The sequence below is a fragment of the Noviherbaspirillum humi genome (assembly GCF_900188095.1).
Lineage (GTDB): Bacteria > Pseudomonadota > Gammaproteobacteria > Burkholderiales > Burkholderiaceae_D > Noviherbaspirillum > Noviherbaspirillum humi.
In genome coordinates this window covers 126,892-153,796 of the sequence record NZ_FZOT01000009.1, presented here as the reverse complement: position 1 = coordinate 153,796, position 26,905 = coordinate 126,892, and the positions used below count along the sequence as shown (strand labels likewise).

Annotated in this window: 23 protein-coding genes and 4 pseudogenes; 10 read left to right on the top strand and 17 right to left on the bottom strand. The window is 57.7% G+C overall.

Translation table 11 applies throughout. The features are described from left to right. Window positions 1-53: 53 nt before the first annotated feature. Entirely contained in the window at window positions 54-515 is a 462-nt protein-coding gene (locus tag CHB88_RS14545) for a universal stress protein (RefSeq protein WP_089400048.1), read from the bottom strand. A gap of 422 nt (window positions 516-937) precedes the next feature. On the opposite strand from CHB88_RS14545, the gene CHB88_RS24560 reads away from it, so the two are divergent. After that, window positions 938-1,252, top strand: a complete 315-nt coding sequence (locus CHB88_RS24560) for a hypothetical protein (protein ID WP_143131294.1) — start codon at window positions 938-940, stop codon at window positions 1,250-1,252. A 47-nt stretch (window positions 1,253-1,299) separates the two neighbouring features. Here CHB88_RS24560 and CHB88_RS25665 read toward each other — a convergent pair whose 3' ends face one another. The 6 genes and pseudogenes from CHB88_RS25665 to CHB88_RS14525 all read right to left on the bottom strand — a co-directional run. Continuing rightward, on the bottom strand, window positions 1,300-1,521 hold the full coding sequence (locus tag CHB88_RS25665) for a c-type cytochrome (RefSeq protein ID WP_245844976.1): 222 nt from the start codon (window positions 1,519-1,521) through the stop codon (window positions 1,300-1,302). A 32-nt stretch (window positions 1,522-1,553) separates the two neighbouring features. Beyond that, the gene (locus CHB88_RS25660) at window positions 1,554-1,838 is read right to left on the bottom strand and encodes a c-type cytochrome (RefSeq protein WP_245844975.1); all 285 of its coding nucleotides are present in this window, start codon (window positions 1,836-1,838) and stop codon (window positions 1,554-1,556) included. Window positions 1,839-1,938: 100 nt separating this feature from the next. Then, window positions 1,939-2,082 (bottom strand): hypothetical protein, encoded by a 144-nt coding sequence (locus tag CHB88_RS25655; protein WP_245844974.1) that lies wholly within the window; start codon window positions 2,080-2,082, stop codon window positions 1,939-1,941. Continuing rightward, a pseudogene (locus CHB88_RS26005) lies at window positions 2,079-3,035 on the bottom strand (cbb3-type cytochrome c oxidase subunit I); the annotation flags it as partial. The pseudogene CHB88_RS26005 and the gene CHB88_RS25655, both read right to left, overlap by 4 nt. 34 nt (window positions 3,036-3,069) lie before the next feature. After that, window positions 3,070-3,848: pseudogene (locus CHB88_RS14530) on the bottom strand (IS5 family transposase). A 48-nt stretch (window positions 3,849-3,896) separates the two neighbouring features. Then, window positions 3,897-4,568 (bottom strand): annotated as a pseudogene (locus CHB88_RS14525) (cbb3-type cytochrome c oxidase subunit I); the annotation flags it as partial. A gap of 145 nt (window positions 4,569-4,713) precedes the next feature. On the opposite strand from CHB88_RS14525, the gene CHB88_RS14520 reads away from it, so the two are divergent. Next, window positions 4,714-5,715 carry a chemotaxis protein CheB gene (locus tag CHB88_RS14520; RefSeq protein WP_176442488.1) on the top strand — a complete coding sequence of 334 codons (1,002 nt, stop codon included), beginning with the start codon at window positions 4,714-4,716 and terminating at the stop codon, window positions 5,713-5,715. A 193-nt stretch (window positions 5,716-5,908) separates the two neighbouring features. On the opposite strand, the gene CHB88_RS14515 is transcribed toward CHB88_RS14520, so the two are convergent. Together CHB88_RS14515 and CHB88_RS14510 are read right to left on the bottom strand one after the other, a co-directional pair. Then, a complete protein-coding gene (locus CHB88_RS14515) occupies window positions 5,909-6,307 on the bottom strand; it encodes a response regulator (RefSeq protein ID WP_143131293.1) in 399 nt (132 codons plus the stop codon). 67 nt (window positions 6,308-6,374) lie between these two features. Continuing rightward, complete coding sequence (locus tag CHB88_RS14510) at window positions 6,375-6,638, bottom strand: hypothetical protein (protein ID WP_143131292.1); 264 nt, start codon at window positions 6,636-6,638, stop codon at window positions 6,375-6,377. Between the two features lie 469 nt (window positions 6,639-7,107). On the opposite strand from CHB88_RS14510, the pseudogene CHB88_RS25640 reads away from it, so the two are divergent. The 3 genes and pseudogenes from CHB88_RS25640 to CHB88_RS14500 form a co-directional block, all read left to right on the top strand. Further along, window positions 7,108-7,287 (top strand): annotated as a pseudogene (locus CHB88_RS25640) (integrase); the annotation flags it as partial. Between the two features lie 226 nt (window positions 7,288-7,513). Beyond that, on the top strand, window positions 7,514-7,990 hold the full coding sequence (locus CHB88_RS14505; RefSeq protein ID WP_089400044.1) for a NuoB/complex I 20 kDa subunit family protein: 477 nt from the start codon (window positions 7,514-7,516) through the stop codon (window positions 7,988-7,990). A gap of 243 nt (window positions 7,991-8,233) precedes the next feature. Beyond that, window positions 8,234-8,611, top strand: coding sequence for a GYD domain-containing protein (locus CHB88_RS14500; RefSeq protein WP_089400076.1), 378 nt, complete (start codon window positions 8,234-8,236; stop codon window positions 8,609-8,611). 779 nt (window positions 8,612-9,390) lie between these two features. On the opposite strand, the gene CHB88_RS24555 is transcribed toward CHB88_RS14500, so the two are convergent. Further along, window positions 9,391-9,582, bottom strand: a complete 192-nt coding sequence (locus CHB88_RS24555; RefSeq protein WP_143131291.1) for a hypothetical protein — start codon at window positions 9,580-9,582, stop codon at window positions 9,391-9,393. Between the two features lie 729 nt (window positions 9,583-10,311). On the opposite strand from CHB88_RS24555, the gene CHB88_RS24550 reads away from it, so the two are divergent. Continuing rightward, window positions 10,312-10,527, top strand: a complete 216-nt coding sequence (locus CHB88_RS24550; protein WP_143131290.1) for a hypothetical protein — start codon at window positions 10,312-10,314, stop codon at window positions 10,525-10,527. 196 nt (window positions 10,528-10,723) lie between these two features. On the opposite strand, the gene CHB88_RS14495 is transcribed toward CHB88_RS24550, so the two are convergent. Then, the gene (locus CHB88_RS14495; RefSeq protein WP_089400043.1) at window positions 10,724-11,296 is read right to left on the bottom strand and encodes a hypothetical protein; all 573 of its coding nucleotides are present in this window, start codon (window positions 11,294-11,296) and stop codon (window positions 10,724-10,726) included. On the opposite strand from CHB88_RS14495, the gene CHB88_RS24545 reads away from it, so the two are divergent. Together CHB88_RS24545 and CHB88_RS14490 are read left to right on the top strand one after the other, a co-directional pair. Then, window positions 11,283-11,639 carry a hypothetical protein gene (locus tag CHB88_RS24545; protein ID WP_143131289.1) on the top strand — a complete coding sequence of 119 codons (357 nt, stop codon included), beginning with the start codon at window positions 11,283-11,285 and terminating at the stop codon, window positions 11,637-11,639. The genes CHB88_RS14495 and CHB88_RS24545 overlap by 14 nt on opposite strands. A 133-nt stretch (window positions 11,640-11,772) precedes the next feature. Beyond that, window positions 11,773-13,911, top strand: a complete 2,139-nt coding sequence (locus CHB88_RS14490; protein WP_143131288.1) for a putative bifunctional diguanylate cyclase/phosphodiesterase — start codon at window positions 11,773-11,775, stop codon at window positions 13,909-13,911. Between the two features lie 371 nt (window positions 13,912-14,282). Here the strand turns inward: CHB88_RS14490 and CHB88_RS14485 are convergent, their stop codons facing one another. From CHB88_RS14485 to CHB88_RS14460, 5 genes are all read right to left on the bottom strand, one after another. Next, window positions 14,283-15,680 carry a DUF1501 domain-containing protein gene (locus CHB88_RS14485; RefSeq protein WP_089400041.1) on the bottom strand — a complete coding sequence of 466 codons (1,398 nt, stop codon included), beginning with the start codon at window positions 15,678-15,680 and terminating at the stop codon, window positions 14,283-14,285. Window positions 15,681-15,688: 8 nt separating this feature from the next. Beyond that, on the bottom strand, window positions 15,689-17,383 hold the full coding sequence (locus CHB88_RS14480; RefSeq protein ID WP_245844972.1) for a DUF1800 domain-containing protein: 1,695 nt from the start codon (window positions 17,381-17,383) through the stop codon (window positions 15,689-15,691). A gap of 64 nt (window positions 17,384-17,447) precedes the next feature. Next, window positions 17,448-18,239 (bottom strand): hypothetical protein, encoded by a 792-nt coding sequence (locus tag CHB88_RS14475; RefSeq protein ID WP_245844971.1) that lies wholly within the window; start codon window positions 18,237-18,239, stop codon window positions 17,448-17,450. Between the two features lie 1,213 nt (window positions 18,240-19,452). After that, a complete protein-coding gene (locus CHB88_RS14465; RefSeq protein WP_089400040.1) occupies window positions 19,453-20,652 on the bottom strand; it encodes an FAD-dependent monooxygenase in 1,200 nt (399 codons plus the stop codon). 14 nt (window positions 20,653-20,666) lie between these two features. Further along, complete coding sequence (locus tag CHB88_RS14460; RefSeq protein ID WP_143131287.1) at window positions 20,667-21,632, bottom strand: Bug family tripartite tricarboxylate transporter substrate binding protein; 966 nt, start codon at window positions 21,630-21,632, stop codon at window positions 20,667-20,669. A 783-nt stretch (window positions 21,633-22,415) separates the two neighbouring features. Here CHB88_RS14460 and CHB88_RS14455 point away from each other — a divergent pair. Together CHB88_RS14455 and CHB88_RS25890 are read left to right on the top strand one after the other, a co-directional pair. After that, the gene (locus tag CHB88_RS14455) at window positions 22,416-23,051 is read left to right on the top strand and encodes a glutathione S-transferase family protein (RefSeq protein WP_089400073.1); all 636 of its coding nucleotides are present in this window, start codon (window positions 22,416-22,418) and stop codon (window positions 23,049-23,051) included. Window positions 23,052-23,399: 348 nt separating this feature from the next. Then, window positions 23,400-26,579: a bifunctional diguanylate cyclase/phosphodiesterase gene (locus tag CHB88_RS25890; RefSeq protein ID WP_089400038.1), complete on the top strand. Its 3,180-nt coding sequence runs from the start codon at window positions 23,400-23,402 to the stop codon at window positions 26,577-26,579. 135 nt (window positions 26,580-26,714) lie between these two features. Here CHB88_RS25890 and CHB88_RS14445 read toward each other — a convergent pair whose 3' ends face one another. Continuing rightward, window positions 26,715-26,903, bottom strand: coding sequence for an integrase core domain-containing protein (locus CHB88_RS14445; RefSeq protein WP_425436109.1), 189 nt, complete (start codon window positions 26,901-26,903; stop codon window positions 26,715-26,717). Window positions 26,904-26,905 lie beyond the last annotated feature (2 nt).

The window sequence follows — 26,905 nt, the reverse complement described above, 5'->3', positions numbered from 1 at the left end:
CTTCAATGAGTGCATCAACGGAAAAGGGGCTAAATCTCGCCGGCAGTTTCGGATTACTTGCCTAATGGAAAGTCTGCTGAAATCATTAACGTACAGTGCAATTTCTCTAGTAAAACAGCATCCGTGGATCCGCGCCACCAGCTTTGAACCCAAGATTTATGCCGGTGATGACCGACGATTACCAGATCGGCGCCCAGTCGTTCCGCCATGTTGCTGATGACATCCGCTGGCTCGCCAGTTTCCACGTGAGTTTCAACTTGCAGTTCAGCGTCTTGCAACAACTTGCTGCCCTCCGCAGCAGCTTTCTCCAGCTTTTGCTTGGCAAGCGCCATCTGATTTTTTGTACTGCTGACGGGGGAAGCACCATACTCGCCCGTTACGAATGAGTCTTGGGGATGGGTAACGGCCAATAAGTGAATTTTGGTGGAAGCAGGTGGGTTGAGTCGAATGCATTCAAGTAGGGCGGAACAACTCTCTACGGTGCCGTTATACGCAATCAGAATTGAGCTGTACATACTGCCTCCAGGATCAGCCTTGCCGTAGCAGCAATTGACGAACCTTTCGCTGAGCTGCGAGCATCGAGTCCGTGGTCTACTGCCCAGTTTCAGTATAGGAGGCTGCTTGTCAATAGACCAGCATGGTGTAAATACTTAAGCTTGACTATGCTTATATAGTGAATTTTGACCGGTCACCAAGATGGCGTCACGAAGGCAACTATTCTGCTGCCGAAAGCAGCCCATAGAGGCGAAATCGCAAACAACCCAAGGATCGATCTCTTCTGCTAGACACAGCAATTACCTCTAGTAAAGGATTTTGAATTTAACGTCAGTATTTTTTAGACGGTAGCGCCAGTTGCGACGATGTCCGTGCGCCGCGTATCGCTTGCAATAACCCAATTTGGATAAGCACCTCCACTTTTCAATGTACGAGGGAAAGCATGAAGACGTTTCTTGTCGAAGGTAAGCAACTGCCTGATTTTGACGAACGGCTAGTAAGCGGGCTTTTATCAGATAGTGCCGGTTACCCGGGCACTGGGCTTCTGCTGCGAATTGGGATTGAGAATGACCAAGGAGAAATCTATCGGATAATCGAAATAGAAAACCGAATCGAAAAGCAAAAACTGTCAGCAGTACTAAGCAGCTTAGGTTTTGAAATGGCTCACCATGAGACCGAGTGCGCGCGCGATCTGCTTAAGGCCCGAAAAGCGGGCTGCGCAGGAAAGGACAACAATTTTCCTCGCTCTGTAGTGTAAGTGCACGCTTGATGACCAGCGATTTAAGTCATGCTCATAAGGGACCGTTATCGCTGCGCGTAATATTTCACCGTCTCGTCAATTTTTTCTGGAGTCATCTGACGTGCAACATTGCGCATCTGGTTATGAATGTCGTTGATCCTACTGCCGTTCGTAAACGCCTTAAGCTGGATACGCAGATAAGCCTTCGATTGTCCATCAAGATGCGGCGTGACGGTCTTCCTGTTACTACCGCCATAGCTCGAGGCGCAGGATGTTACGTTGCGCATCGGGGCGCCGATCTTAACGATCCTGGGCGCCTTTAGTTGCTCCCCAGTGTCGGCGGCGTGGTGCGCGGCAGGTAGGCATAGTAGGCCAAAAGGTCGCGCATGTCTTGGTCGCTCAAGCTGCGGGTGTGGGGTGCCATAATTTCACTGCCCCGGTGCCGAGCCTGGAAATCGCTTAGCTGTTTGTGGATGCGCTCCGGGTTCTGTCCCGCCAGGTTCGGCGTGTTGGCTTTGCTCATACCGCGCGCGCCGTGGCACATTGTACAGCGCAGCGCCAGCGTGACCCCGCGGCCGATGGAAATATTTTCAGCGGCAATCATGCCGGGGCACCAGGATTACATCGCTGGAGCTACCTTGGGCCGATTCACTGCCCGTGCTAAGGGCCGCGCCGGGTGCACCGGCGCGACAGATGACTTCCGACTAGCCGGCGAGCGTCTTGTCCGACTGGGCGTAGGGTATGAAGAGGAAGCCGATGAACACTGAAAGCAGGTCAATCGCCACCACGCCGGCGAGGGAGCCGACGAACCAAGGGTTGCGCATCGAGAACAGACGTTCGTCGTTCATCGTTTCACTCCTACCGGCACGGCCGGCATCGGCGTTTCAGGCATGGCCATCAGCTTGACGATGGGATAGCCGTAGTTCACCACGGTTCAGAACGATCATAAATGACAGCCATAGCGCGACGCTGTTGAGGGCGATCGGAACGCGCGTCGGCGGGTGCAGCGGTCTGCTGAACTGAAACTCGGGTAAATCGATCCGCAGCGTGCGATGGTCGCGCAGCAGGATGAGGATAAACAGCAGGGTGGACACCACCAGCAGCAATCCACCAGGGAAGTTGATGGTGACCGATAGTCCCTTGGGTGCGATGGCCGGATCGGTGTAATCGAAATACGCCATGCGCCACGGGATGCTCAGGATGCCAACGTAATGCAAGGAGAAGGTGACCACGAGTACTCTAATTAACCATAGCGACAGCGACAGCGACAGCCACAGCCACAGCCACAGCCACAGCTGCATCTGTAGCAGCAGCCGCAGCCGCATCAGGTGCATGCTTTCCAGCGCCTTCCTGGTTAATGCGGCCACAGGTCATAGGCGATGATGCAGTGCATGATGCTGGCGCGGCCGAAGATCAGCTGAAAGTGGCCGGTGATCCACTGCGTGTTGTGCACGGTGAAGTCGAGCAGGTTACTCATGTTGATGATGCCGCCGACGCCGCCAATACCGAGCAGAATGAAGGAAAAAGTAATCGCCAGCATCATTGGGTTATGCCAAGGCAGCGCCTTGACCCAACCTAGCATGCCCTTGCCGCCTCGAAGCCGTCCCGCGATTTCGACCGACGCGCTGATGGTGAACACCGTAATCAGCGTCGGCACGGACACCATGCCGGCGAAGATGGCGTGCAGGAACTTGAAACCTTCTCCCACCTGCGGGTCTTGGAACACGTGGTGGATGCGGATCGGAATGAAAAACACCAGGAATAGGACGAAGGCAACTCTTCCCACGGTGTCGCTGTAGAGCGTGTTATGAACTCAAACTGAAAAGGGCAGTAGTTTAGGCGAGCATGAGGCAGACAAAGACAACATAGTGCAGACCTGCCAAGGACTGCGTCAACCGCTCGTAGTCTTTGGCAAGCCGGCGAAACCGAGCCGCCCAAGCAAAGCTGCGCTCCACGACCCAGCGCCTGGGCAACCGCACGAAGTCCCGTTTTGCCTCGGTATGCTTCACCACGACCAGTTCCATGCCGTGCTTCTTGGCCTGTTCTCGAGCCGCTTCTCCGGTATAACCTTAGTCTACACCGCTAGCTCGACCGTTTCGCCGGTTGCTTGTTGAACCTGAAGCGCCAGTTCGGCGACTTGATGCCGGTCCTGCTCATCGGCTGGCGTCACGTGCAAGGCAAGCAGATTTCCTAACGTATCGACGGCGATATGCACTTTTGAACCACGGCGCCGCTTGGCACCATCGTAGCCGCCTCGATTTCCACTCTCCGTTGTCGATTGCACCGTGCGGCTATCCAGAATGACCGCGCTGGGCGATGGTTCCCGCTGCTGAGCCAAGCGCAGCAGCGAGCGCAGGTCATGGGCCATGGCCTCAAAACAGCCCACCTTGAGCCAACGCTATGTTTGCTGATAAACCGCCGTCCAGGGCGGCAAGTCGTGTGGCATCCGTCGCCAAGGCGCACCGCTTCTGACTATCCAGCGCAAGGCATTGAACACGTCGCGCAGCGAATATTCCCGCTGAGCAGCATCTAGCGGCAACAGCGTTTGATACGGGTCGACAAACTCCCATTCATTATCACTTACGTCGCTAGCGTACGGTTTTCTGGATTTCATGCCAGCCACCGACCTATTGCTTTTTTTAGTTCATAACACGCTCTAGAAACGCCCGCCGATCGCCCTTGGAATCAGGGTATAGAAAGCGATGTAGGACGGCACAAGCCAAAAATAGACGATGGCGTGCAGCGTCCAGGAGATCAGGATGCATGCCAGTCCGGCATCGATGGTCGATTTGAACCCGAGCGCTACCGGCAGGATCTGGAATAGGATTTCTCGGGAGGAGCCGACCGAGGTGCAGGCCCACAGGTAGGCGCTGGTGACATTGGCGAACATTGCGAATGGAATGAGCAAGCCGGGATGGTTCTTCTTCCACAGGCGCAGGTTGATGGACATGAGTGCCACCCAGACCCAGGAGCCGATTACCACCAGCACCACTCCGATATAGAAGAAAGCATTGCCGATCATCGGCGGATAGAAGGTGCAGAGCACCGAGGCCAGCCTCATTGCCACCGGCACCATGGCTACCACAGTGCTCAGGACGATTAAACCGAAGCCTCCCCAAGCCCATTTGAATCTTACCAGCGGCCGCTTCAGCGCCAGTTTAACGATGGCGTAGTCGAAGCCCATCGCCACCAAGGTTGGAAACACATAGGCCATAGCCGAACCATTGGCGGTGACTGAGCGGTAGTACAGTTTGGGGTAACTGAGGCCAGGATGCAGCGGACTGCGCACATACATCTGCCATTCGCCCAGCATCAAGGCCAAAAGAAACGTGATGAAGGCGAGTTAAAAATGGGCGAAAACCAGTTTTCTACTTTTGTATAGGCCAATTCATTGCGTTAGCATGCCGCACGAGCCAATAAGCAAAATCATCGCTAGACTGGAACATGCTAGTCCTCACCCCATCTCTGGACCGAGAATCATGTCTATTAACAAGGTTGTCGTCATCGGCACCTCAGTCGGCGGGATGAATGCGCTGCAACGTCTATTAGGCCGTCTACCGCCCGACTTTCCGGCAGCGGTACTGGTTGTGATGCATATTGGAAGCCACTACAGCGTTCTACCGATGATCCTTAAGCGAGGCGTTGGGATGCCATTACGTCATGCCGAGGACAATGAATCGGTCCAGCCAGGCACGGTACTGATCGCGCCCCCCGATCATCACATGCTGGTAGAGGATGGCCTGATCCGGTTGTCGCATGGAGCCAAGGAAAACTTTGCACGTCCGGCGATCGATCCGCTGTTTCGCTGCGCCGCAGTTTATTATCGGGAAAACGCAATTGGCGTTATCCTTACAGGCGTGCTTGATGACGGTACCATTGGCCTGCAGGCAGTCAAGGCCTATGGCGGTGTGGCCTTGGTTCAAGACCCGGACGAGGCCGATGAACCGGAAATGCCGCGCAGCGCCTTGCAGTATGTGCCGGTCGACGATTGCATGCCTCTCGACGGCTTAGCCCAGCGCCTGATCGAACTCACCGCACCCGAAAATACAGCGCAGCGACCCGAGCCAATGGCAGCGGCTGAGTGGGACAGAACTGAAGTACAAAGTCACTTTGCGCTGCGCCAGCGCACGGATATTGATATTCTCGGCCGCATTGCGACGCCCGCCGGGATCGCTTGCCCCGAATGCCATGGCGGTTTGTGGCAAGTCAATGGAGTCAGTCCTTTGCAATTTCGCTGCCATACTGGTCATTCCTATACTGAACAAACGCTGTTCAACGGTCAAGAATCAGCAATTGAGGAAGCGATGTGGGCAGCCCTGCGCGCATTGCATGAAAAACAAATGCTCCTCAAGCGCCTGGCGGCATCGGCCAAGCAAACGGGACGTGAACATGCTGCCGAAGAGCACGAGGCCAGCGCACGTGCTCTCGCTAACTATGCTGAAACGTTGCGCAGTATCCTTACTGGACGCCAGCGCAAATGAATTCCGATATGCGCTACGCCATTAAAAAATCCGATCGAATGGCAGCAAGGGATCAAGGCCGGTCCTAGACGTAATTCTCAGCACGGCCATCAACGGAAATGTGTCGTCGGCCAGTTTGGAGGCGCAGGCCCGAAGATACGTTACGATAAATTTATTTCGATAATAAGAGCAATGACGTCAGTCATCTCGCTGCTTATTGATGCGCCAAATAGGCTTCCACATCCGCAAGGCGATACGGCTTGGGAAGAAAATCGAAATATTCAGTAGCGCCTTGCGCGACTACTATATCGGCTCGTCCTGATACCAGCAGCACGCGCGGTCCAGGGTACATCTGTCGGGCTCGATGTGCCAACTCGATGCCACTCATACCGGGCATGGTCACATCGCTGATCAACACTTGCAAGTCCAGGAGGGATCGCAAACGTTCTAGTGCTTCTTCTGCATCGCGTGCCGCAATCACTTCATGCCCATGAAAGTTAAGCGAGTCAATTACAAGCTCAAGTAGGTCGAGATTGTCATCAACTAACAGGACCTTGCGTTTGACTTTCCTTGGCGGGTCAATTTGGCAAGAGGGATCGGAAGCCGAAGACATACTGATATACCGGATAGTCTGCACCACGTATTAACCCTATATCGCCACTCTCTTGCCTTTGCCGACGTCATTCCTCTTGTAATTTCACAATAGCAAGTACGCTATAGTTATCCACAGGAATGAGCGGAACCACAAAGTAGCCACTGTTGCGTAACTTATCCAAGAGATCCCTCTTGGCAAGTAAGTCCGACGCTTCGATGATCCGGTAGATCTGCCCGTATTCATTCTCCACGCCAATCTTGACAACTTCAGACATGGGGGCCGCATGCTGCTTTAGCAAACCAAGGCCAAAACGGGGAACAAGCTTTCCTTCGAGGAGCGTCGTCTTCATGTCGGCATTCTTGGTCAATAGCTGAACAATTGAGGCAACTAGCGTCGCCGAGTTCGAGGCCCTGATAAATTTCTGTCATTCTCCTGATATTAGATTTCAATATTGATAACGCCGCACTAATATCGCGGCTCCCTGATTTCCTGCGGCGTACCAAAACGCTACGGGCTTTTCGGTCACAGGTGAAAAAAATTAGGACAGTCTGAATGAACATGTCCTGCGAACATTTTGGATAAAGGCCTAAAAAGCAATCGTTAGACACCTTGTCCTCTAAATTGGGTTCCTAACCAAACCGCTCATATGCTCTTTCATTGGTTAGCTAGCAATGTGCTTCCAAGACTTAGAGGTGCGTGCTGAACGCTTTGTCTCTACGTCGTCTGCTTACAATGTTGGACTACTTTGTGCCATATCACCATTTAGGGTGATGCTGTAGCCAGCCACAAGCCGTCGTTTAGGGGCGATTGATCTATATGCGGCAGCCTATGCTACGCACTCCATGCGGTAACCGAAAGCAACAGTGATCCACCGGCGCACCAAGAGCCTGCGCGCTGCTCAACTGCTTCCGGGCCAGACCAAGCTGAAGAGCATCGTGCGCTATCTTGGCGTCGTCGTTGATGATGCTTTGGAAACTGTTGAACTGGCGGGGGTATAGCACGAGGCCGGTTCTGCCCATCTGCCATAAGCGAGCGATTGCCGGCCAAAAGCGGGCACTCAGATCACCAAAACTTGGGGTGCCGATTTCTGCTCAATATGTTATCGGGATTCCTTAGAACCAAACAACTATCTATGGTTGATCATGCATTTTTTCCGAGCTGCGTTGTCCAATTAGTTGGAGGGTTCCGGCGAAACGTGAAAATCTTGCGTAGCAGGAATGAATCATGGCAATTGAGGGTGTATTACACGAAGGCTTCGTTACAACTGAAGCCGACAAGCTTGTCAATTGGGTCCGTACCGGCTCGATGTGGCCAATGGCATTTGGTCTGGCTTGTTGTGCTGTTGAAATGATGCATGCTGGCGCGTCCCGGTACGACATGGACCGCTTCGGTGTCATGTTTCGCGCGTCTCCGCGTCAGTCAGATGTAATGATCGTTGCCGGTACGTTATGTAACAAAATGGCACCGGCGCTCCGCAAGGTGTACGATCAGATGGCAGAGCCGCGCTGGGTGATATCGATGGGATCTTGTGCAAACGGAGGTGGCTATTATCACTATTCCTATTCCGTTGTGCGTGGTTGTGACCGCATCGTTCCAGTTGACATTTACGTGCCCGGTTGTCCGCCGACCGCAGAACAACTCATTTACGGGATCATCCAGTTACAAAACAAAATCAAGCGTTGCAACACGATTGCTCGTTGATCGATTTTTTACTTTAAGTGGATTGACCATTGTATTGCGCGGCACCAAAGGAAACGAGTTCAACGCTGGCATTGACACGTGGAGTCGCTCATCGACACGTCGCCAACAGCAAGCGGGCGGGCGGCCCGTGCCTCACCACATGCTCCTGGTGCACGCACGACGTTCACTGTCTAGCTACCCAAGTGGTACTGTATTGACCAGCATGCTTTCTCCTGAACTTATGCCAAATTGGAGGAGATTCAAGTGCCAAAATATCTTATTGAAGCCAACTATCTCAGCGAAGGTATAAATGGTTTGCTCAAAGAAGGAGGTACTCAGCGACGTGCTGCTGTTGATGCTTTATTCAAGTCGATGGGTGGTACTGTTGAAGCATTTTATTTTGCGTTTGGTAACGAGGACGTTTTCATCATTGGCGACCTCCCAGACAATACCATTGCCGCAGCACTAGCCATTAGGGTAAATGCTTCCGGAGTAACCTCGTGTAAAACGACCGTTTTGCTTACGCCTCAGGAAATTGACGAGGCCGTGAAAAGGACTGGCACTTATCGACCACCCGGTTATGAAATTGACCAAGCCGAAGTCACTAAGTGGGATAGCGAGGGTGGGCATCTTTCACAATAGTCGTCTAGTACAAGACATAAATGAATGGAGATATACCACGACAAAATCTAATCAAAAAAGGGGCTATTCCGGTATGGTGGCTTTTGGTAATGAAGCACCAGGAATTATCAGCCGACGATCGGACATCCAAGCGTTTTTTTCAATGCTTTCTCCGCTTTTGAAAGTGGACGCATTGTCAGTCGAAATTTGGATGATGGCTGTGGGTCGATTGTGTTGAAAAAAGTCGGCATGCAATATGAATAAAGTACTGGGGCCATAGCACTGATTCGTTTGGCGAATCCTGAAGCAAAAAACGTGGCCGAAAATGGGCGTATGACGACTTGATCAAAGCCGTCTGATATAGCCTAGATATTGCACACGAGAATTTCAACAAAATCGGTCGATTGCAGACTATCAGGACTACCAAGGGTGTGGCTTACCGACGACAGCCAACTTACGTAAAAAATGACGACGACGTAGAAAAGCGGTAAGAAAGCCGAGTTCAGAAAGAAACAGCAAGCAAGAAGATTCGGCAGTAATTATGACGGTAACATCTGCAGTTTAGCCAACACACTGTTTTTTTTCAAGGACTTATAAGCATAGTTCGATAGCCCTCCGCTCCACCAAGATTTCAAGGCCGTAACTCGTGGAACCAACGACTTACGGCCTTTTTGCTTTTCTGCCGCTTTGCATACTGTTCTACTCTGATCGGTTAGTTGTTGAAACAGAGTTGAGCGGGAGTTTCTGTTCAACCGCGATTGGTACCGCAAATCAGCGACCTCGGGCGTCTGAATCCAAGTTCATTCGACAGCTGCCCAGATCAACCACTTCGAAATCAAATTGAGGCTCAATTCGTTTTTTAATAAGGAAAGCAAAGCACTTAAAGCCACGGGCAGATCTTCTTTTGATTTGGACTTATAGGGTGTTTGATTTTCATCGTCAAGGCGCAGCGATTTGAATCCCAATTGATGCAGATTCGAAATCTGGTCCACTTTTTAATGCTTTGGCAAATTTCGCCAATTAATTGGCAAACTCGTGCGCGCTCATCTATACCCCGATCCGATTACATAGCTCTTCACACACTTTTGGAAATTCCCAGATCGCGTCTTGATCACCCATCTATAAAATGGTCTTATCCGGGCGCAGATTCGGCGACTCGCACACGTACGTTCATAAATAGTGGTCGGAAGCACAGTCCCAGCAAATTGAGCCCGCAAGGCAGTGACGATTGCCACTGTTTTTTTTGCCATTTCTCAAAAAGTGGCAACAGCTCGTAGTCCTGCAAAGTGATTGGGGCAGCCAGGACGGGCAGGGAGATCCCGAAAAGGATGGATAGGGCCTACTAACTTTTTCATGACTGTCTGCATTTTCTTACAATAGGATAATCGTTGTAGCGGGTGTAACACGTCTTTTCAATACATCTAAAGGATAGGCTCACCTGATGATCCTTCAGTAGAACAGATGCTTGGCCCGGCCAGCGGCCGCACCCCTCACCGCAGCGCCGACGTGTCCGCCGGCGTCGCGGCCTTCGGAGGGCATGTTTCCAAAGTGGTAGGCTGCGCCTCCCGCCCTGCTTGACAGAGATGCTCACAATAGGAACTGTGTGCGGCACTGATTCTCGCTTTGGCTATCGATTGCAGGAGATCGCTTGCAGTCGGACTCGTTCACCTGAAGAGCACTTGTCTAACAAGATGTGGTCATCGGCGCTTTGGGCGTCGAGCATGATCGACAACGGCACTGCAGGGAAAAGGACCCGGTCAGGCCCGGCCGATGTCAGCGCCATCCGTAATCAAGGTAAAGGTGCTGACGTTGAGCAGCTAACTGAACTTGTTGATGCCAATGCCTGGAAGCCGGCCCCGAGAACTCCTGAAGGTGGGTTTTTTATTATTAGCGAGCCAATCAATAAAAAAATCAAACTGGCTTTTAGAACTCAATAATAAATCTGGTGCAAAGCATTTGTAACAATATTTAAGGTTGTGGCGGCTTGCGTCCCAGCACTGGAAGTCAATACAGCTGTTATCGATGGAAAGGGCCAACTTAGAGATAAAGAGCTTGCATGCGGGTCAATGCAAGCTCTTTCCTGTCGAGCTTCAGGCAAGCCGCTGTTCAAGGATCAAGACTTTTCAGCTGTAGTCACTTCACGTAGAACGGTGGAACGCCATAGATTTCAAGGCCGGTCTGCGTCACCACAGGCGTGACCCACAGGTTTGGATAAGACTTGGCGGCACAAGAGCCGTCGTACTGACGTTCAGACTGTATTGCAACCTGCTGGAAGGTCGGGTTTTCCCCGCTGATATACGCGGTCCATGCGGTGCCAACTTTCGACGGCGCGAAAAGAAAGTGGGATCCATAGGCCGGTTGCGTGTAGGGGGCGCCTGCGGCGGGTGCGGCCGCGCCGGAAGCGACGGGAGCGGTGGGTGAAGTCCCCATGTAGGCTTGGCCGCTGCAATCCGCGGTTGCGTAATAAAGCGGCACATGCTTCCAGGTCAGCCCGCTGGACAGGGGACGTCCCTGTGTATAGTCCCAGTGTGCGTCGACATAAATTCTCACTACCTGTCCACTATAAAGGACCGTTACTGAATCGCCCTTGAATCGCCCGACCTCCCTGCCTGTCGAGTCGACGAGGTCCGGCGTGATTTGGCTCCAGGCAGTCGAGGTGGCAGCGGCCGCCATGATGAAAGCAGTTGTTCGAATGAAGCGTTTCATTTTTTTCTCCACTAGCGCGAAATGTGATCGGTCGGAAGCGCAATCAGGAATCAAAAGCGCAGAAACCAGCCTAGAAGCTATCTGCGGGTTTAGAAGATCAACACGGCAACTCTGGCTTGATCTGAATCAATGCGATTTATTGAAGATGAACGTCAAGGCTGGGCTAGGCTATCGAAGGTCAGAAACGATCTTGAACGGCTGTTCTGATGCAGAGGAGAGCCAGGCCTTATTTCAGATTCGATTGGGTGCTTCGGGTCTTCAGCGCCATGAGCGTTGCCGCGATCAAACACGTCTCCCGGGCAACGGCATCTTCCGGGCGGTGCCGCAGGCTCTGACTTCCTGATTAAAGAGCGGGAAGGTGACGCAACCGGCTAGCGCTATCTTCCCGTCCGCTGGAACTCGCTTGGCTCAAAACTTTCTACTCGGTGGTTGCCCTGACATTGCAAGCCTGATTGTGGTGGCTGCGGGAGATCGATATGCAGGAGGAAGATGCGGAGACTGGTTCTGCCCCGACAGCTGGGATTCCCGGGTTCAGTGACGCCTTTTGCCGTCCCGCCGATGAAGCTGCGCGCTTGCGCTCGATGTTCGACCAGGCACCTGGTTTCATCGCCATCCTGCGCGGCCCGGACCACGTGTACGAAGTCGTCAACCGGGCGTATTACCAGCTGGTCGGCCCCCAGGATCTGCTCGGCCGCCCAGTGAGGGAAGTCTTTCCCGCGCTCGCGCGCCAGGGTTACATCGACCTGCTCGACGAAGTGTATGCCACGGGAAAGCCTTTCGTCGGGCACCAGCGCCAGATTCGGTTCCAGCCTTCCCCCGACGCGCCCGAGATCGAACGTTACGTCGACTTTGTCTACCAGCCGCTGATCGAGCCGGACGGCACGGTCAGCGGGATTTTCCTGCAGGGACAGGATGTTACCGAGCAGCACAACATGCAGGAGGCGCTTCGCCGCAGCGAGGAGCGCTGGAAGTTAGCCATCGAGGGCGCGCGGGACGGCGTTTGGGACTGGAAAGTCAACACCGGCGAGGTCGAACTGTCGAAGCAGTACAAGGCTATCCTGGGGTACGAGGAACTGGAGTTTCCCAACCTGTTGGACGAATGGACCAGCCGAATCCATCCGGAGGACCGCAGCGCTACGATCGATGCGCTGATGGAAACGCTTCGAACCGGCACCCCTTTTCATGCGGAATACCGCCTTCGCTGCAAGAACGGCAGCTATAAATGGGTGCTTTCCCGGGGCGTCATCGTCGCCCGAGATCAATCCGGTTGTGCCATTCGGCTGACGGGCACGATGAGCGACATCTCGGAGCGGAAGGAGACCGAGGAAATCATCTGGCGCCACGCCAGTTTCTGTTCGCTGACGGGCCTGCCGAACCGGAGACTGTTCCAGGACCGTCTGGAGCAGGAAGTACGCAAGGCGCACCGGGAGGGCGATCAGGTCGCTTTATTGTTCATCGACCTGGATCGCTTCAAGGAAGTCAACGACTCGCTTGGACATGAAGCCGGTGACCGGCTGCTGTCCCAGGTCGCCCGGCGCCTGCTCAACTGCGTGCGCGAGGGTGATACGGTCGCGCGGCTGGGCGGCGATGAATTTACGGTCATCCTGACCGACCTGCACGACTCTCCGAAAGTGGAAGTCATCGCGCAGAAAATCATCGACCGCCTGGCAGAACCGTTCCGGATCAAGGGCGAGACGGCCCATGTAAGCGCCAGCGTCGGTATCACGCTCTATCCATGTGACGCGGCCGACTCGCAGGGACTGATCCGTAATGCTGACCAGGCGATGTACGCGGCAAAGAACGGCGAGAGAAACCAGTTCCGGTTCTTCCAGAAGCAGATGCGGCTGCGGGCGCAGAAGGGCGCCCGTCTGGTCCGTGATCTTCGCGCGGCGCTTCCCGCCGGGCAGATGATGCTGCACTTCCAGCCAGTGGTGGACTTGTCGACCGCAGCGATCGTGAAGGCCGAGGCGCTGCTGCGCTGGCGGCATCCGAAGCAAGGCCTCATCAGCCCTGACCGGTTCATCCCGGCTGCCGAGGAATCCGGCCTGATCCACGACATCGGGGATTGGGCGTTTGTCGAAGCGGCCACCTGGGCGGCACGCTGGGGCAAGCAACGGGGCGGATGCTTCGAGATAAGCGTCAACCGCTCGCCGGTGCAGTTTCATCGGCCCTCGGGCGTGGATTGGGTCCACGTCATTGAGCAGCGCGGCTTGCCGGCCAGTAGCATCGTGGTCGAAATTACCGAAGGGGTCTTGCTTAACGCGTCCGAGCGTGTCGCCGACGCACTCTGCCACTACCGTGACGCCGGGATCCAGGTCGCTTTGGACGACTTTGGCACGGGCTACTCGTCGCTGGCCTACCTGCAGCGCTTCCATATCGACTACCTGAAGATCGATCGCAGCTTTGTGCATGACCTGGAATGGAACGAAGGCAGCCGGGCGATCACCGAGTCGATGATTGCCATGGCCCACCGGCTTGGCCTGAAGGTCATCGCCGAAGGCATCGAGAAGCCGGAACAGGAAGCTATCCTGCGTCACGCGGGCTGCGACTACGGCCAGGGCTTTCTGTTTTCCAAGCCGGTGCCCCCGCAAGTGTTCGAGCATTTTCTCGTTTGATGCGACTGGATGCCGTGTCGCACCGCGAAGCCAATTCAGCACCAATCAACTGAGGGCATGGAGCGGATTACGCGACACCGCTGCAACCAGGAGCCTGTGAATCGGGATAGCGGGACAGTACGCCGCAATAAACGGCGCTGGAAGATTGAGCGCCTGTTCGCCTGGCTGAACGCGTTCCGAAGAATTCACATCCATTGGGAACATGACGAATGGCTTTAGACCGGCTTTGCACGCCTCGCCTGCTTGATAACCCGGCTTCGTCGCCGTTGACCAACTCGGATTTATTGGACAACTGATTGGGATATCCGCTCCGAACAAGCGTGGTGGCTATCCCGCGAGGCAATCGCCAAAAGCCGCATGCACTTGCACGATTATACGAACCCGATATTACGTGATTGGATGTTGTAGTTCTTCAGGTTCGGCAAGACGTCGAGTAGTGCGGAATCGGAAATTCCCAGCCAACGTCCAAGCGTCGCGGCGTACTGATCCACTGATGTGGTCGGCAACAGGCGGCCCTGGCCGACGTCGTCAGGCCCGTTGCTCGCCACGACGGGCGGTACGCCGTAGAAGCGCTGTCCATTCACGGCTCCTCCCATCACGAAATGCATGCTGCCCCAGCCATGATCGGTGCCATCGTTGTTGCCGGACAGCGTGCGGCCGAAGTCCGATGCGGTGAAGGTGGTGACCTTGTCGGCAACGCCGAGTTCGACCGTGGTTTGGTAAAACGCCGCCATGGCATTCGCCACATTGGTCAGCAGGCCGGGATGGACAGTGAGCAGCCCATCATGGTTGTCAAAGCCGCCCAGCGACACCAGGAAGACCTGGCGGCGCGCGCCAATCGCACTCGCATTGGATATCATGCGCGCGACCATCTTCAGCTGGTCAGCCAGCGAGTTGCCGGCAGGGTATACGGTAGAAATTGCTGGCGCGCCTGCCAGTGCGCTGGTTAGTACGCCGTTCGCATCAAGCGAGCGGCGCATGACGCGGTTGTATTCGCCTTCGAACAATTCACTGCGCTGAGCAGTGACCAACGCACGCAAGGCGTCGGAACACGACGCCGATCCGAACAACGGACTCTTGATGCCTGCCAGTGCCACTGAACCATTGGGGGATATCTGATACTGCACAGCGCTTGACCCGGACAGAAATACCGCATTTCCGGACACGTTGACACAGGTGAACGTCGCATTGCCGTTGCCCGCCTGGAAGAGATCGCCCATGCGTCCACCCCACCCGGAAACCGCCCCTTCCGGCGCGCTCGACTGCCACACCGATTGCTGGTCGTTATGGGAGAAAAGCTTGGGCGGCAAGATCGCGGTGCGATTCACGTACTCCTGCTTGGCGGTTGGCTGGACCAAGGTGCCGACATTCAGGATGACGCCCAGCTTCCCGCCATTGAATATCGGCAGCAGCGGCGAGAGTTCGGGTGCCAACGCATACTGGCGAGCCGCGCCGGTGATGTCGACCGGCGCCGCGAGCGGTGTTAAAGCGTTGGCGTCGAGGACGCTACGCGGATAGGCCAGCGACGGACGCAATTGCTGATATTCGTCGTAACTGGCGATGTCGTAGGGCACCAGCGTATTGGCATAGTCGTTTCCCCCATAAAGGAAGACGCAGACGATGGCCTTGTAATCTGACGCGGTCGCTGCCGACGCTTCGGCGACGGTGGCAAGGTTGAGAGCCCACGGGCTGGCTGCGCCGGCAAGCGAAAGTGCCGAGGCGCGGCGCAGGAAGGCTCGTCGCGATACGTTGAAGGATTCGTTAGCCACCGTCCACCTCACTTTTGCACGATAAAGTCTGGCGCGGCAAGCACCAGTACCAGCGCCGCATGGATACGATTCTTGCGCGTGCTGTCGCTGCCACGCGGCATGGCATCGACAGCGGAACTCAGCATGGCCAAGGTGCCTGCTTCGATGCGACCGGCCGCCAGGACGATGTTGAGTTCGTCGAGTAGCGCACTTGCGTTGTCGGCCAATGCAAGCAACGGGGCGTAATCTGCAGCCAGGTCGTTGATGCCGTTGGCGACGGCCTTCTGCATGAAGTTGATATAGCCAACGACGCTCGACTCGTTGGTGATTTGGAACTCGGGGGCCACCAGGCCGGCACTGCTGATGGCGGTGCTGGGTGGGGCGTAGCCGGGGCGGAAGAAATTGAAGACGGTTGCCGAGCGCAGCGGGCTTTGTCCCAAACGGGTAGCAGGATCGGACGTGTTGCCGACGGGCCAGCTATCGCCGGGGGAATTCACCTGGAATGCGCGAGCCCAGGAGGTAAAGCGAAGCATGGGTTCGCGCAGCTTGCCGAATGCGGGATTGGCTGTATTAGCGGGGTTGCGCGCTTCGTCATCCAGCAGGATGGCCTTGATGACGGCCTTTAGATTGCCCCTCGCGCCCTGGCCGTCGTCGATAAACACCATGGCGACGCGCCCGACATAAGCCGGGGTAGGATTGCTTGTCACCAGCCGCTGGATCAACTGCCGGCTGATGAAGGGGGCGACGTTGGGATGGCTGGCAATGCAATCGAGCGCCTTCTGCAGGCTTTGTGCGCCATCCGTGCCGGCTGGGATGGTTATGCCAAGAAATGACTTCTCGCCCGTCTCGTGGCGGCTGGCCACTTGCTTCATCGGACGGCGCTTGAAATCGGGCGTCGACGTATCGCCACCGGCCAGGTCATAGTCCCAGCCGGTGAAGACGCGGGCCAGTCCCATGACATCGTCCTGGCTATAGGTGTCGATTGGCTTGCCGCCGGACAGCTTGGGCGTGCCGTCGACGTTCAACTGGATCAAGCCGATCGAGAACAGTTGCATGATTTCCCGCGCATAGTTCTCGTCCGGCAGGGCGCCGGTCGCGGCATTGTATTTGACATTGCCCCGGTAGGTCAGAAATTCTCCCATTGGCGCACTGGTCGACACCTGCTGCAGCAGGTTGCGGTACGTGCCGAAAGCGTTGGCTTCCAGAAGATCGAGGTAGGCTGCCGCGGAAAACGTGCGCCAGCCGCCGCCGATAAAGCCGTCAATCGCCCCTACCAGGATCTCGGAGAGCGCAAGCGTGACGCGCTGCCGCAAGGTGTCAGGCGAGGCGACCATTTTGCGCCAAGCCGCCGCGTCCCAGCCAGACTCGGTATTGCGGTACGTGCTGGCGTTAAACCCTTTGGCTACCAGCCAGTCCCAGCGGCTCGGCGAAGGTGGCATCGCCAGTTGTTCATCCAGCCACCCCGCGTAGCCCAGGTCCTGGACTCGCTGCATGTCGGCCCGGGTGGCGCCCATCGCGGCCTGCACCAGAAAACGAGCAGCCTGCACGTCGCTGATGGGCGCCGACGGACTCCGTGTGACGGGGGCTTGCGCCGCATCACCGGTTCCACCGCTTCCGCCTCCGCAAGCGGCTAGAAGCGTCGCGGCGCTCAAGGCTAGGCCATTGCCCGCAAGTTTTTGGGATGCTGCCGGGTTCTCGGAATCGACTTCAAGGTTTGGCATCATGGCTCCTTTCAGGGCATGGCAACGCGTAGGTTGCAGATTCCTTACCCACGCGCTTCAACCTGCATCAGCCGCGTTGCTGTCGGTCATGGCGCTGGCGGTGGATATGGTTCGATTCCCGGTTCTCGTTGCGTTGAATGCGCGCCTGCTCGCGCACGCCGACGTGGCCGTCACGACCTGCTGCGGCTTCCCTGCCGTCGATGCGGGACTCACCTCGTTCCAGCCTGCCGACCTCGCGGTTGGTCAATGAGCCGTCCTTAATGCCGGCCTCGATGCGCTCCTGCTGATGGATGTTGCGTGCCACGTCTGCTTGCATGCGCTGGCTCGATACCGAATTCGTATTCCCTGCCTGGTCGTCGTGCGCCTGGGCGCTGATGTCCCGACTCGCCCGGTTTTCCATCCGAGCGATGCGGCGTCGTTCCTGGCTGTTGAGCTTTCCATCGCTGAGCGCGTTGGCTTCCGTGCGGCTGATTCGCGCCTCTTCCTTTTCCAGCCTGGCGGCTTCCCGGGTGGTCAGTACGCCCGTTTGCAAGCCGGCTTCGATACGTTTCTGCTGATTAACGTCGCGTTGCACTTCAGTGGCAACGCTCTGTGCAAGGACCGGCATGGCAAGCATGGAGGCGTAAGCGAACGGGAGAAATTTAGCTAGTTTCATGGTTGTCCTTTCGAATGGGCGGGACATGGTGTCCGTATCCATCAACGCCTGCGCGTCCATGCTGAGTACGGGCGATACGTAGGTGGAGTCGCCGGATTGATTTTCAGGATAGAGCGTGGTCGGCAAATAGATCTTCGCTTTGCAATCTGAATCGTCGCTGAAGCCGAGCTTAACCCCCGCTGACAATAATTGCCGAAGGTTCACGTCTATGAGTACTCACGCAACGTACCTTCAGCAAAGCATTGCCAAGCGTTCACGAGGTTTCCAATTCAGATTGGACTAATGGCAACTGCAGAGGATCTGAAGCAATGAATGCAATTTAAAACTGGAGGTGACAATGTTCAAGAAACCGGCATTTGGTCTTTCAGCATTTGATGGGCATCCAGCTGGCATTGGCTGAATTCGCTGTCACCAAAGCGGATCAAGGGACGCCCGACAGCATCAAGGGCATCGGGCCCGTCATGACCAGGCGCACATTGACGAGCGCGGCAAGAACGGCAATTTCAAGGACTGGAATGATTCCGAAAAACGGATGAAGGGCGTGGGGACAAGCACTCCATGAAGTTCTCCGAAGCCGGTTTGACGGTCAACGGACAATCCAGGCCGGGTGCCAGCGTTGCGTCCGTGGACAAGAGCGCAGCCGCAAAGGCCGGCGATGGCAGCGCCAAGAGCAGCAAGAGCCAGAGCCGCCGCGAGAGCAGGAAGCCGGCGGAAACTTCCGGCAGCAAAAAATGGTTCGCAAGGAACAGTACCCGGGTGCCCATACAGCCGCTGACGGAAATGGCAATGGCAGGTGCCGCCTGCACGAGCGGCAGCCCGAAGCAGGCGGCAAGTTGCGCCCGTTCTTGATTGAGCAGGTTTTATAGTCACATAACGCCCTTGTGGAATAACGGGGACGTTATGTTTTACGGGCATTTTGATTCAACGTCCGTGATGGGCATTGTCTGCTGACCGACTGCTGCCAGACCTAGCCCAGGTAGGCGCCTTGGATTGACGCTTCCAGCTAATTCGATGCTCTCCACGCCGCATTCCTTTTCAGGCCACGCATCACAACTGGGTCAAGTTACTGCTTTCCGCGAGAGCGCAATGCCAGATGCCTATCCCATGCTTCGCAGGAACGGCTCGCGAATTCGACATCCATGCGATCAGCCAGGAATTGCGCAAGTTGGCGCAACTTGGCGCACGTGGCCTGCCGCAGCTGGCAGGGCAACGAAAAAGTCTGCTCTCGCGTTAGTACGTCCAATAAAACCGTGTACTCGCCTTCAGCGTGACAACGTCCGTGCACGAAACTCTTCGAGCTTCCGTGTCCGGCCAACAGCTGACGCGGGTTGACATATCGTCCAGGGCAGCCCTGTCAAGTCAGCGCCGTCCCTCCTGCCCTCGCTGCGCCCTTAGCCAACGCGTCCTCCTGGCAATGCTATGCGTTGGCCCCATCCTTTCGCATGAACTCCACCGCCTCCTTCTCGATGTCGTAGTCGTACAGCGCCCGGCGCAGCTGCGCCGAGTTGGCAATCTCCTTGTCACGTTGCGCCAGGTCGGCGTACTTGGAGTCGTAGCGCAGCCCGTTCTTGCGGGCCTCGGCCTGCACCAGCGACGTGCGCGGTTGCCGCAGCTCCTGGTACTTGCGTAGCGCATCTTCCAGTGACATGGCATCGTCTTGCGCGCAGATTTGTAGGATCACCGCCAGGGCGGTGCCGTCCTCGATCGCCTGGTTGGCGCCCTGGCCCAGGTGCGGGAGCATCGGATGGGCGGCGTCGCCGAGCAAAGCCAGGCGCCCGTTCACCCACGTACGCAGCGGCTTGCGATCGTAGAGGCCCCACCAGAAGCAGGTCTCGACCTTCTCCAGCAGATGGGTCACGCGGGGGTCCCAACCGGCGAAGGACGCTGCGAGCTCGTCGCGGTCGCCAACAGCGGACCAGGACTCTGCCGTCTGGCTCGTCGTCGGCACGAAGCCGACATAGTTCAGCAACTCTCCGCGGCGCACGGGGAACACCATGAAGTGCTTGCCGTCGCCCATCCAGACCTGATGGGCCTCGGGCCGCCAGTCTGGCAGCTTGTCCGCGGGAAGCAGTCCGCGGTAGGCGCGGCACCCGGCGTATTCGGGCGGCGAAGGTTCCACCACGTGCTTCTGCAGGACCGAGTTGATACCATCGGCCGCGATCACCACGTCCGCGTGCGCCACCTTGCCGTTCTCGAAGGTGAGATGGGCGCCGCTCGCGTCCTGGCTGAAGCCGACGCACCGGTGGCCGGTATGGATCGCGCTTGCGGGAAGCGCATCCGCCAGCACCTTCAGGATGTCCGCGCGATGCATGCCGTACATGCCGTTCCAACCGCTGGAGTCGGTGGTGAGGATCTTGCCGACCACCGAGCCGTCCATGCGGTAGTACTCCGATCCGGAGCCGACCTTGGCGCCGACGCGCGCCAGCGCATCGCCAAGGCCCATGCGCTCCATCTGCCGCAGGCTGTTGGGATAGATGAAGACACCGGCCCCAACCTCGCGCAGCGCGGCCGACTGCTCGTAGACCGCGACGCTGATGCCTCGATGCGCCAGCGCCACCGCCGCGGCCAGGCCGCCCATCCCACCGCCCACGACGGCTACATGAATACGCTTTGCCATTCCAATCTCATCCTTCATTTAGTGGTCTTGCTCTTCCGGCCGAGCAGTTCAGTCACGGACCGGAACTCGGTGGCAATCTCTTCGGACAGCGCAAGACCGGAACCCCACTCCTGCACGATCCCCACCGGCTGCAGCTGGGCCGAGATGTCGGCATTGCGGGCGACTTTCTCCAGCGCCGGCACGATCCTGTCCACCACCGTCTTGGGCACGCCGGCCGGCATGAAGAAGCCGAACCACACGCCCAGGAGGTCGGCCTTGTAGCCAAGCTGGCGCAGCGTCGGGATGTCCGGGAATTCGGGGAAGGGCGAGGAGATCGCTATCGCGCGCAGATTGCCGCTGCGCAGATGCGTGCTCACTGCGCCCAGCGCGATGATTACGCCCTCGATGTGTCCGCCGAGAAGATCCGTGATAGCCGGCGCCGCGCCCTTGTAATTGACCGGGACCAGCTTGGCGCCGGCGGTGGAGTTGATCAGCTCGGTGCTGATCTCGCCCACCGAGCCCGGGCCCGCGTTGCCCACGCGCAGGCCGTTGGCGGCCTTGGGGGCATACGCGATCATCTCCTTGAGGGTCTTGAAGGGCGCATCCTTGCGCACCACCAGCACGGAGGGGCTGCGCGTCGTCAGACCCAGCGGGGTCAGGTCCTGCAGGGGATCGTAGTTGGCGGCTTCCGGCTCGATGACGCGCCGGATCGTCAGCGGGCTGTTCTGCGCATAGAGCAGCGTATAGCCGTCCTTCGGCGCGTGGATGACGGACTGCGTGCCGAGCGACCCTCCGGCGCCCGGTCGGTTGATGACCATGATGGTCGTGTCCAGCAGGCGCCCCAGCTCCTGCGCCATCAGGCGGGCGGCGCGGTCGGCCGCGTCGCCGGCGGCCAGGGGCGTCACCAGGCTGATGGGCATGCGGGGATAGTCGTCTGCGCGCGCGAGGAAGGGGACCGCCCAAAGCGATGCGAGTGCCAGGATGTCTCGTCTCTTGATCATGGTCAGCGTCTCGAAGATTGCGGAAGGATAGGCACGGAAACCGAGCCTGCCGGATGCGCGCTGCGAAAACAAGCGGATGCGTCAAGTATGCCGCTGATTGTAGCGGCCATGCATGGTCGGGACAACGGTTTCTCCCGTAGCGAGGCAATTCCGATTTGCGCACGGGGACAGCCCCGGTGCGCTGCTTGCCGGCTGCGGAGGGGGCTGCTGAAACCTTCTGAGGCCACGGCCCCAATGGCCCCAATGGCGCCAATGACTCCAATTACCTCGCTCACCTCTCGTACCCTGGTCCCGAGCGCGCCGGTCTCTGTCGGCTCGCTCACCGTAGACCTCGAGTTCAGCTCGGCAATGCCGTCGCTCCAATCGCAAGGCGGCTGCTCAATCCTTACTGCATTTATTACGACGGCACAGCACACGTTGACGGCTTTGGTGGTCATCGATGGTGGAGTGCATGCCTGCCGCCAAAATGGTCTCGATTCCCGAGGCGGAACATGCCATGTTCCTTCAAAATCCAGAAGCATCCAAGAAAGCCGTCTTTGATTTCGTGCAAAGTCGTTAGAAAAGCGTCGGCAATATGGTCGCTCGTTACTGAGGACCGAGGAAGTCCAGAAAATACCCACTGCCGACATACCCGTAACAGGAGGGCCGAAGGGTTGCTTTGGGTCGAAGATGCAGTTTGGTCTTGGGCGCAGTCCGGCCAAAAGCAGTCCCTCGGGATGCCAGCTATAGTGAAGCATTCCCGCCTAGGAACCGTGATTTCAATTCACGATGGAGATCCCGCCAATGAGACTCATCGGTATGCTCGATTCGCCTTACGTGCGCAGAGTGGCCATCTCGCTGCAGATGCTCGGTTTGCCCTTCGAGCACCAGCCCCTATCGGTGTTTCGCCATGTCGAGGCATTCAGGCAAATCAATCCGGTCATCAAAGTTCCCACCTTGGTCTGCGACGACGGTACAGTGCTGCTGGATTCAACGTTGATCCTGGAATACGCCGAGACCTTGGCCGCACCCCGTTCGCTCAAACCGTCGCAGCCCGATGCGCTGCGGCGCGATCTGCGCCTGACTGGCCTGGCACTGGCTGCATGTGAGAAGAGCGTTCAGATCTTGTATGAACACATACTGCGCCCCGCCGAGAAGCGGCATGCGCCGTGGTTGGAAAGGGTCAGCGGCCAGTTGCTTGCGGCCTGCGATGCCATGGAGCAGGAGTTGGGTACGCGAGCGCCAGTCATGAATAGAGACACGCTTTCACAAGGCCAGATCAGCGCAGCGGTCGCTTGGCATTTCATTCAAGCCGTGACCGCTGATGCAGCGCCGGCTATCCGCTATCCCGTCCTGCAAGCCTTCTCCGTCGAGACGGAGAAATTGCCGGCTTTCCAGGCGGCACAGCACGGAGAATCGATGTGTCGCCCTACGGGCTAGATGGAAATGACTGAAAAGCCGTTCTGTTTAACTTTTGGACGACTGGAAGGCAGCTTGGGTCGAATCTGACGTTCCGACATGGCCGTCAGGCCCACTCACTACCTGTTGTGGGACGGATGCTGGTCTTCAGCGGGATAAAGGCGACAACTCCGCTTGCCCGGTTCAACCGGCAGGCAAAGGGATCGAAGCGGGGCGCGCACAAGGTTCGTGCACAGCGCCGGATGATTTGGTGCAGACCTGTTCAAATCCATGCAAATGGGATGGCCGATAGTTGAAATGAGGCCGTAGTGTGCGCCATCCAGTGGCATGAGGCTTGCTTAAAGGAAAGCTCCTTGCAAAGCAAAGCCAATGATAAACGCCATTTCCCGCTTGATCGGCCGCCTGACTGTCGGCAGGAAGCTCGCCCTGATCTACCTGCTTGACCTGACGACTGTCATCTTCATATCAGCCATTCTCATCAACGAGAAGTTCATCGCCATCGACTTTGCCCGAAAGGAAATGCTGGGTAGCCGCTACATTACGGCGGTGCACGACAACCTGCTGGCGCTCTCGCGCAAGCAGGCCTTAACGGTTGATGGTGCCGCGTCAATCACACCTGACGGCGAGTCGCTGGCATCGACCATGGAAGGGGCGGAGGCCGCCTTTGGAAACGGCATGGGCACGGCCGATCTCAATCGGCGCCTGGTGCTGGCGCTGCGGGTTATGGACAAGGCGGTGACGGAAGCCGACCCGCCATTCCAGGCGGCGCGTGCGCTGCTGCTCCGCATCGGCAACCAGTCCAACCTCATCCTGGATCCGGATCTCGACAGCTACTACACGATGTCGCTGACGGTGCTGCGCTTTCCCGACCTGCTGGAGACCTTGAATAGTGTCTCCCGGCTGGCCGGACAGCTGGCGCAGGCACCGGCGGCGCAGCGCGCCTCCCTGCAGACCGATTTCCTCATCCTGGAAGGCAGGGTCGATGCCACCTTGCGAGCCATTGAAAGCGACTACGGCGAAGCCTTCGCCGCCAGCAAACCCATCCTGCAGCAGCGTCTCCAACCATCGAGGCAAGCCTTGCTGGAGGCGGTCGGCCGCTTCAATCGCCAAAGCCAGACGATCGCCGGCTTGCGGCCGGGCGAGGCCGATACCGCCCAGCTTCTGGAACTGCACCGCGCCAGCCTGGCTGCGCTGGGCACCGCCTGGAGCGAGGCCGACGAAGCGCTGCGCGACTTGCTCCAGGCCCGCATCGATGACGCCTTCCACCGCATGCGCATGCATCTCGGCACGGCGGTGCTGCTGCTGGTGGTCATCCTCGGGCTGGTGTATTTCGTCGCTCGCCAGATCGCCCAGCCGATCCGCCGCCTGGCCAGCGTTGCGGATAGCGTCAGCCGGTCGGGCGACTACACGCTGCGCGCGGAATGGAGCAGCAGCGATGAATTGGGCCGGCTGGTGCAGGGCTTCAACGGCATGCTGCAGCAGCTCGACCAGCAGCGCCAGCTGCAGCAGGAGTTGGTCGCGCAAGCCAGCGCCGCGGAGGCCCAGCGCGAGTTAATCGATGCCATTCCCATCCCGATGCTGGTGACGGCCGTGCCGCATCATGAGATCCTGCATGCCAATCACGCCGCCCGCGCCTGGGTGCAGGCCGGCGGCGACCCCTGGCAGCGCGGCCTGGATGCGGAATCGCGGGCCCGCTTTTTCCAGGCGTTGAGCGACCTCGGCGTGGTTAATGAATTCGAGGCGCTCTGGAGCGGCGGGCCGCTGCCGACCTGGGCGTTGCTGTCGGCTCGCTGCATCGACTACCAGGGCAAGACGGCGGTGCTGACGACCTTCACACCGATTGGCCAGATCAAGCAGATGGAGCAGCGGCTGGTGCTGTGGGCAAAGGTGTTCGAATCGTCGTCGGAAAGCGTGGTGGTGCTGGATGCCAACGGATGCATCATGATCGTCAACCCGGCGTTCTGCCGCAGCAGCGGCTACGCCGTGACGGAGCTCCAGGGACGCAAGCCGCATTTCCTGATCTCGGAACGCAACCCCGAGTCGCTGTTCGAGCAGGTGCGGCATTCCACCGCCGCCCGCGGCCACTGGCAGGGCGAAATCCTGATCGAGCGGAAGAACGGAGAACCCTATCCAGCCTGGCTGGTGATGAACGCGGTGCGCGACCATCGCGGCGAGATCAGCCATTTCATCGCAATCTCGCTCGACATCAGCGAGCGCAAGGCGAACGAGCAGCGCATCCACTTCCTGGCGCACCATGATGTTCTCACTTCCCTGCCCAACCGTTCGCTGTGCATGGAACGGCTGCAGCTTTCGATTCAGCAGACTCGCCGCACCGGGGGCAAGCTGGCGGTGCTGTTCGTCGATCTCGACCGCTTCAAGAACATCAATGATTCCCTCGGCCACCATGTTGGAGACGGCCTGCTCTGTTCGGTCGCCCGGCGGCTCTCCGGCGCGGTGCGCGCCGGCGATACCGTCAGCCGCCAGGGCGGGGACGAATTCGTGATCATCCTCAACAATGCCCAGAGCGTGGAAGAGATAGGCAAGATCGTCGAGCAGCGGCTGATTCCGGCGATCCGCCAGCCGCACGAAGTGGAAGGCGCGCGGCTCTATGTTTCCTGCAGCGTCGGCGTGTCGATCTTCCCGGATGATGGCCAGGATATAGACACGCTCACGCGGCATGCGGACGCGGCGATGTACCAGGCCAAGAGCCAGGGCCGCAACAACGCGCAATTCTTCACGCCCGCGCTGAATGAAAAGGTGATGCGGCACCTGCACCTGGAAACCGATCTGCGCCATGCGGCCGACCGCAACGAACTGATGCTTTACTACCAGCCGCGCATCTGCGCCCGCAGCGGCCGCCTCGCCGGAGTGGAAAGCCTGGTCCGGTGGCGCCATCCGCGCGAGGGATTGATCTCGCCCGCGCAATTCATTCCCCTGGCGGAAGAGTCCGGCCTCATCATCGGCGTCGGCGCCTGGATCATGCGCGAAGCGTTGCGCCAGCATCTTGCGTGGCAGGCGGAGGGGCTTGGCCTGATCCCGGTATCCATCAACCTGTCCGCGATACAGCTGAAGGATCCCGGCCTCGCCGAGTTGCTGGAGGGCTTGCTGATGGAGATGCCGGTGGACGCGGCCAATATCGAGTTCGAGCTGACCGAATCCCTGCTGATGGAAAACGTGGATGCCACCATCCGCATGCTCGAAGACATCAAGGCACTCGGTTTCCGGCTATCGATCGATGATTTCGGTACCGGATATTCAAGCCTCAATTATCTGCACCGCTTTCCGATCGACCGGCTAAAGATAGATCGGTCCTTCGTCCAGCAGATGCACATGGCGTCGCATAACATGGCGATCACCCGCGCCATCATCGGCCTCGGCCATACGCTCGGGCTGGATGTGGTGGCCGAGGGAGTGGAGCGGGAGGCGGAAGCCTCTTTCCTGCGCGAAGCCGGCTGCGATGAACTTCAGGGCTTCTATTTCGGCAGGCCGATGGCAGCGGCGGATTTCCCGGCGTGGCTGCTGGAGTTCCAGGCGATGGCCACGGCTTGACTACTGCTTTCAGCCTGACGCTAATGCGAGCATGGAGGGCTGCGGCCGGCGGGCGCCGCCGCATTGGCGCCTTTCAACACAATCGTTCGATTGCAGCCAATCTGGTTTTGCCCCTGTACTACCGGTCCGGCGGTATTAGTTATTCAGCGCCTGTCGTTGCCTGAGCCGGCGTGGTGGCAGGTAACTCAAGGCGCTGTGCGGGTGCCTGGTATTGTAGTGCTCGAACCAAGTGTCCAGTTGCTGCATAACCGTTCTGGCATGCGTTTGAGGGAAGGATTCGCCCTTGACTTGCGCGGGCCGGCGTCCATCGAGATCAGGCGCAATCT

Excerpts from the sequence above, each read along its gene's own strand:
- CHB88_RS14545 (WP_089400048.1), bottom strand. The coding sequence starts at position 515 with ATGTACAGCTCAATTCTGATTGCGTATAACGGCACCGTAGAGAGTTGT.
- CHB88_RS24560 (WP_143131294.1), top strand. The coding sequence starts at position 938 with ATGAAGACGTTTCTTGTCGAAGGTAAGCAACTGCCTGATTTTGACGAA.
- CHB88_RS25665 (WP_245844976.1), bottom strand. The coding sequence starts at position 1,521 with ATGCGCAACGTAACATCCTGCGCCTCGAGCTATGGCGGTAGTAACAGG.
- CHB88_RS25660 (WP_245844975.1), bottom strand. The coding sequence starts at position 1,838 with ATGATTGCCGCTGAAAATATTTCCATCGGCCGCGGGGTCACGCTGGCG.
- CHB88_RS25655 (WP_245844974.1), bottom strand. The coding sequence starts at position 2,082 with ATGAACGACGAACGTCTGTTCTCGATGCGCAACCCTTGGTTCGTCGGC.
- CHB88_RS14520 (WP_176442488.1), top strand. The coding sequence starts at position 4,714 with ATGTCTATTAACAAGGTTGTCGTCATCGGCACCTCAGTCGGCGGGATG.
- CHB88_RS14515 (WP_143131293.1), bottom strand. The coding sequence starts at position 6,307 with ATGTCTTCGGCTTCCGATCCCTCTTGCCAAATTGACCCGCCAAGGAAA.
- CHB88_RS14510 (WP_143131292.1), bottom strand. The coding sequence starts at position 6,638 with ATGAAGACGACGCTCCTCGAAGGAAAGCTTGTTCCCCGTTTTGGCCTT.
- CHB88_RS14505 (WP_089400044.1), top strand. The coding sequence starts at position 7,514 with ATGGCAATTGAGGGTGTATTACACGAAGGCTTCGTTACAACTGAAGCC.
- CHB88_RS24550 (WP_143131290.1), top strand. The coding sequence starts at position 10,312 with ATGATCGACAACGGCACTGCAGGGAAAAGGACCCGGTCAGGCCCGGCC.
- CHB88_RS24545 (WP_143131289.1), top strand. The coding sequence starts at position 11,283 with ATGAAGCGTTTCATTTTTTTCTCCACTAGCGCGAAATGTGATCGGTCG.
- CHB88_RS14495 (WP_089400043.1), bottom strand. The coding sequence starts at position 11,296 with ATGAAACGCTTCATTCGAACAACTGCTTTCATCATGGCGGCCGCTGCC.
- CHB88_RS14490 (WP_143131288.1), top strand. The coding sequence starts at position 11,773 with ATGCAGGAGGAAGATGCGGAGACTGGTTCTGCCCCGACAGCTGGGATT.
- CHB88_RS14480 (WP_245844972.1), bottom strand. The coding sequence starts at position 17,383 with ATGATGCCAAACCTTGAAGTCGATTCCGAGAACCCGGCAGCATCCCAA.
- CHB88_RS14465 (WP_089400040.1), bottom strand. The coding sequence starts at position 20,652 with ATGGCAAAGCGTATTCATGTAGCCGTCGTGGGCGGTGGGATGGGCGGC.
- CHB88_RS14460 (WP_143131287.1), bottom strand. The coding sequence starts at position 21,632 with ATGATCAAGAGACGAGACATCCTGGCACTCGCATCGCTTTGGGCGGTC.
- CHB88_RS14455 (WP_089400073.1), top strand. The coding sequence starts at position 22,416 with ATGAGACTCATCGGTATGCTCGATTCGCCTTACGTGCGCAGAGTGGCC.
- CHB88_RS25890 (WP_089400038.1), top strand. The coding sequence starts at position 23,400 with ATGATAAACGCCATTTCCCGCTTGATCGGCCGCCTGACTGTCGGCAGG.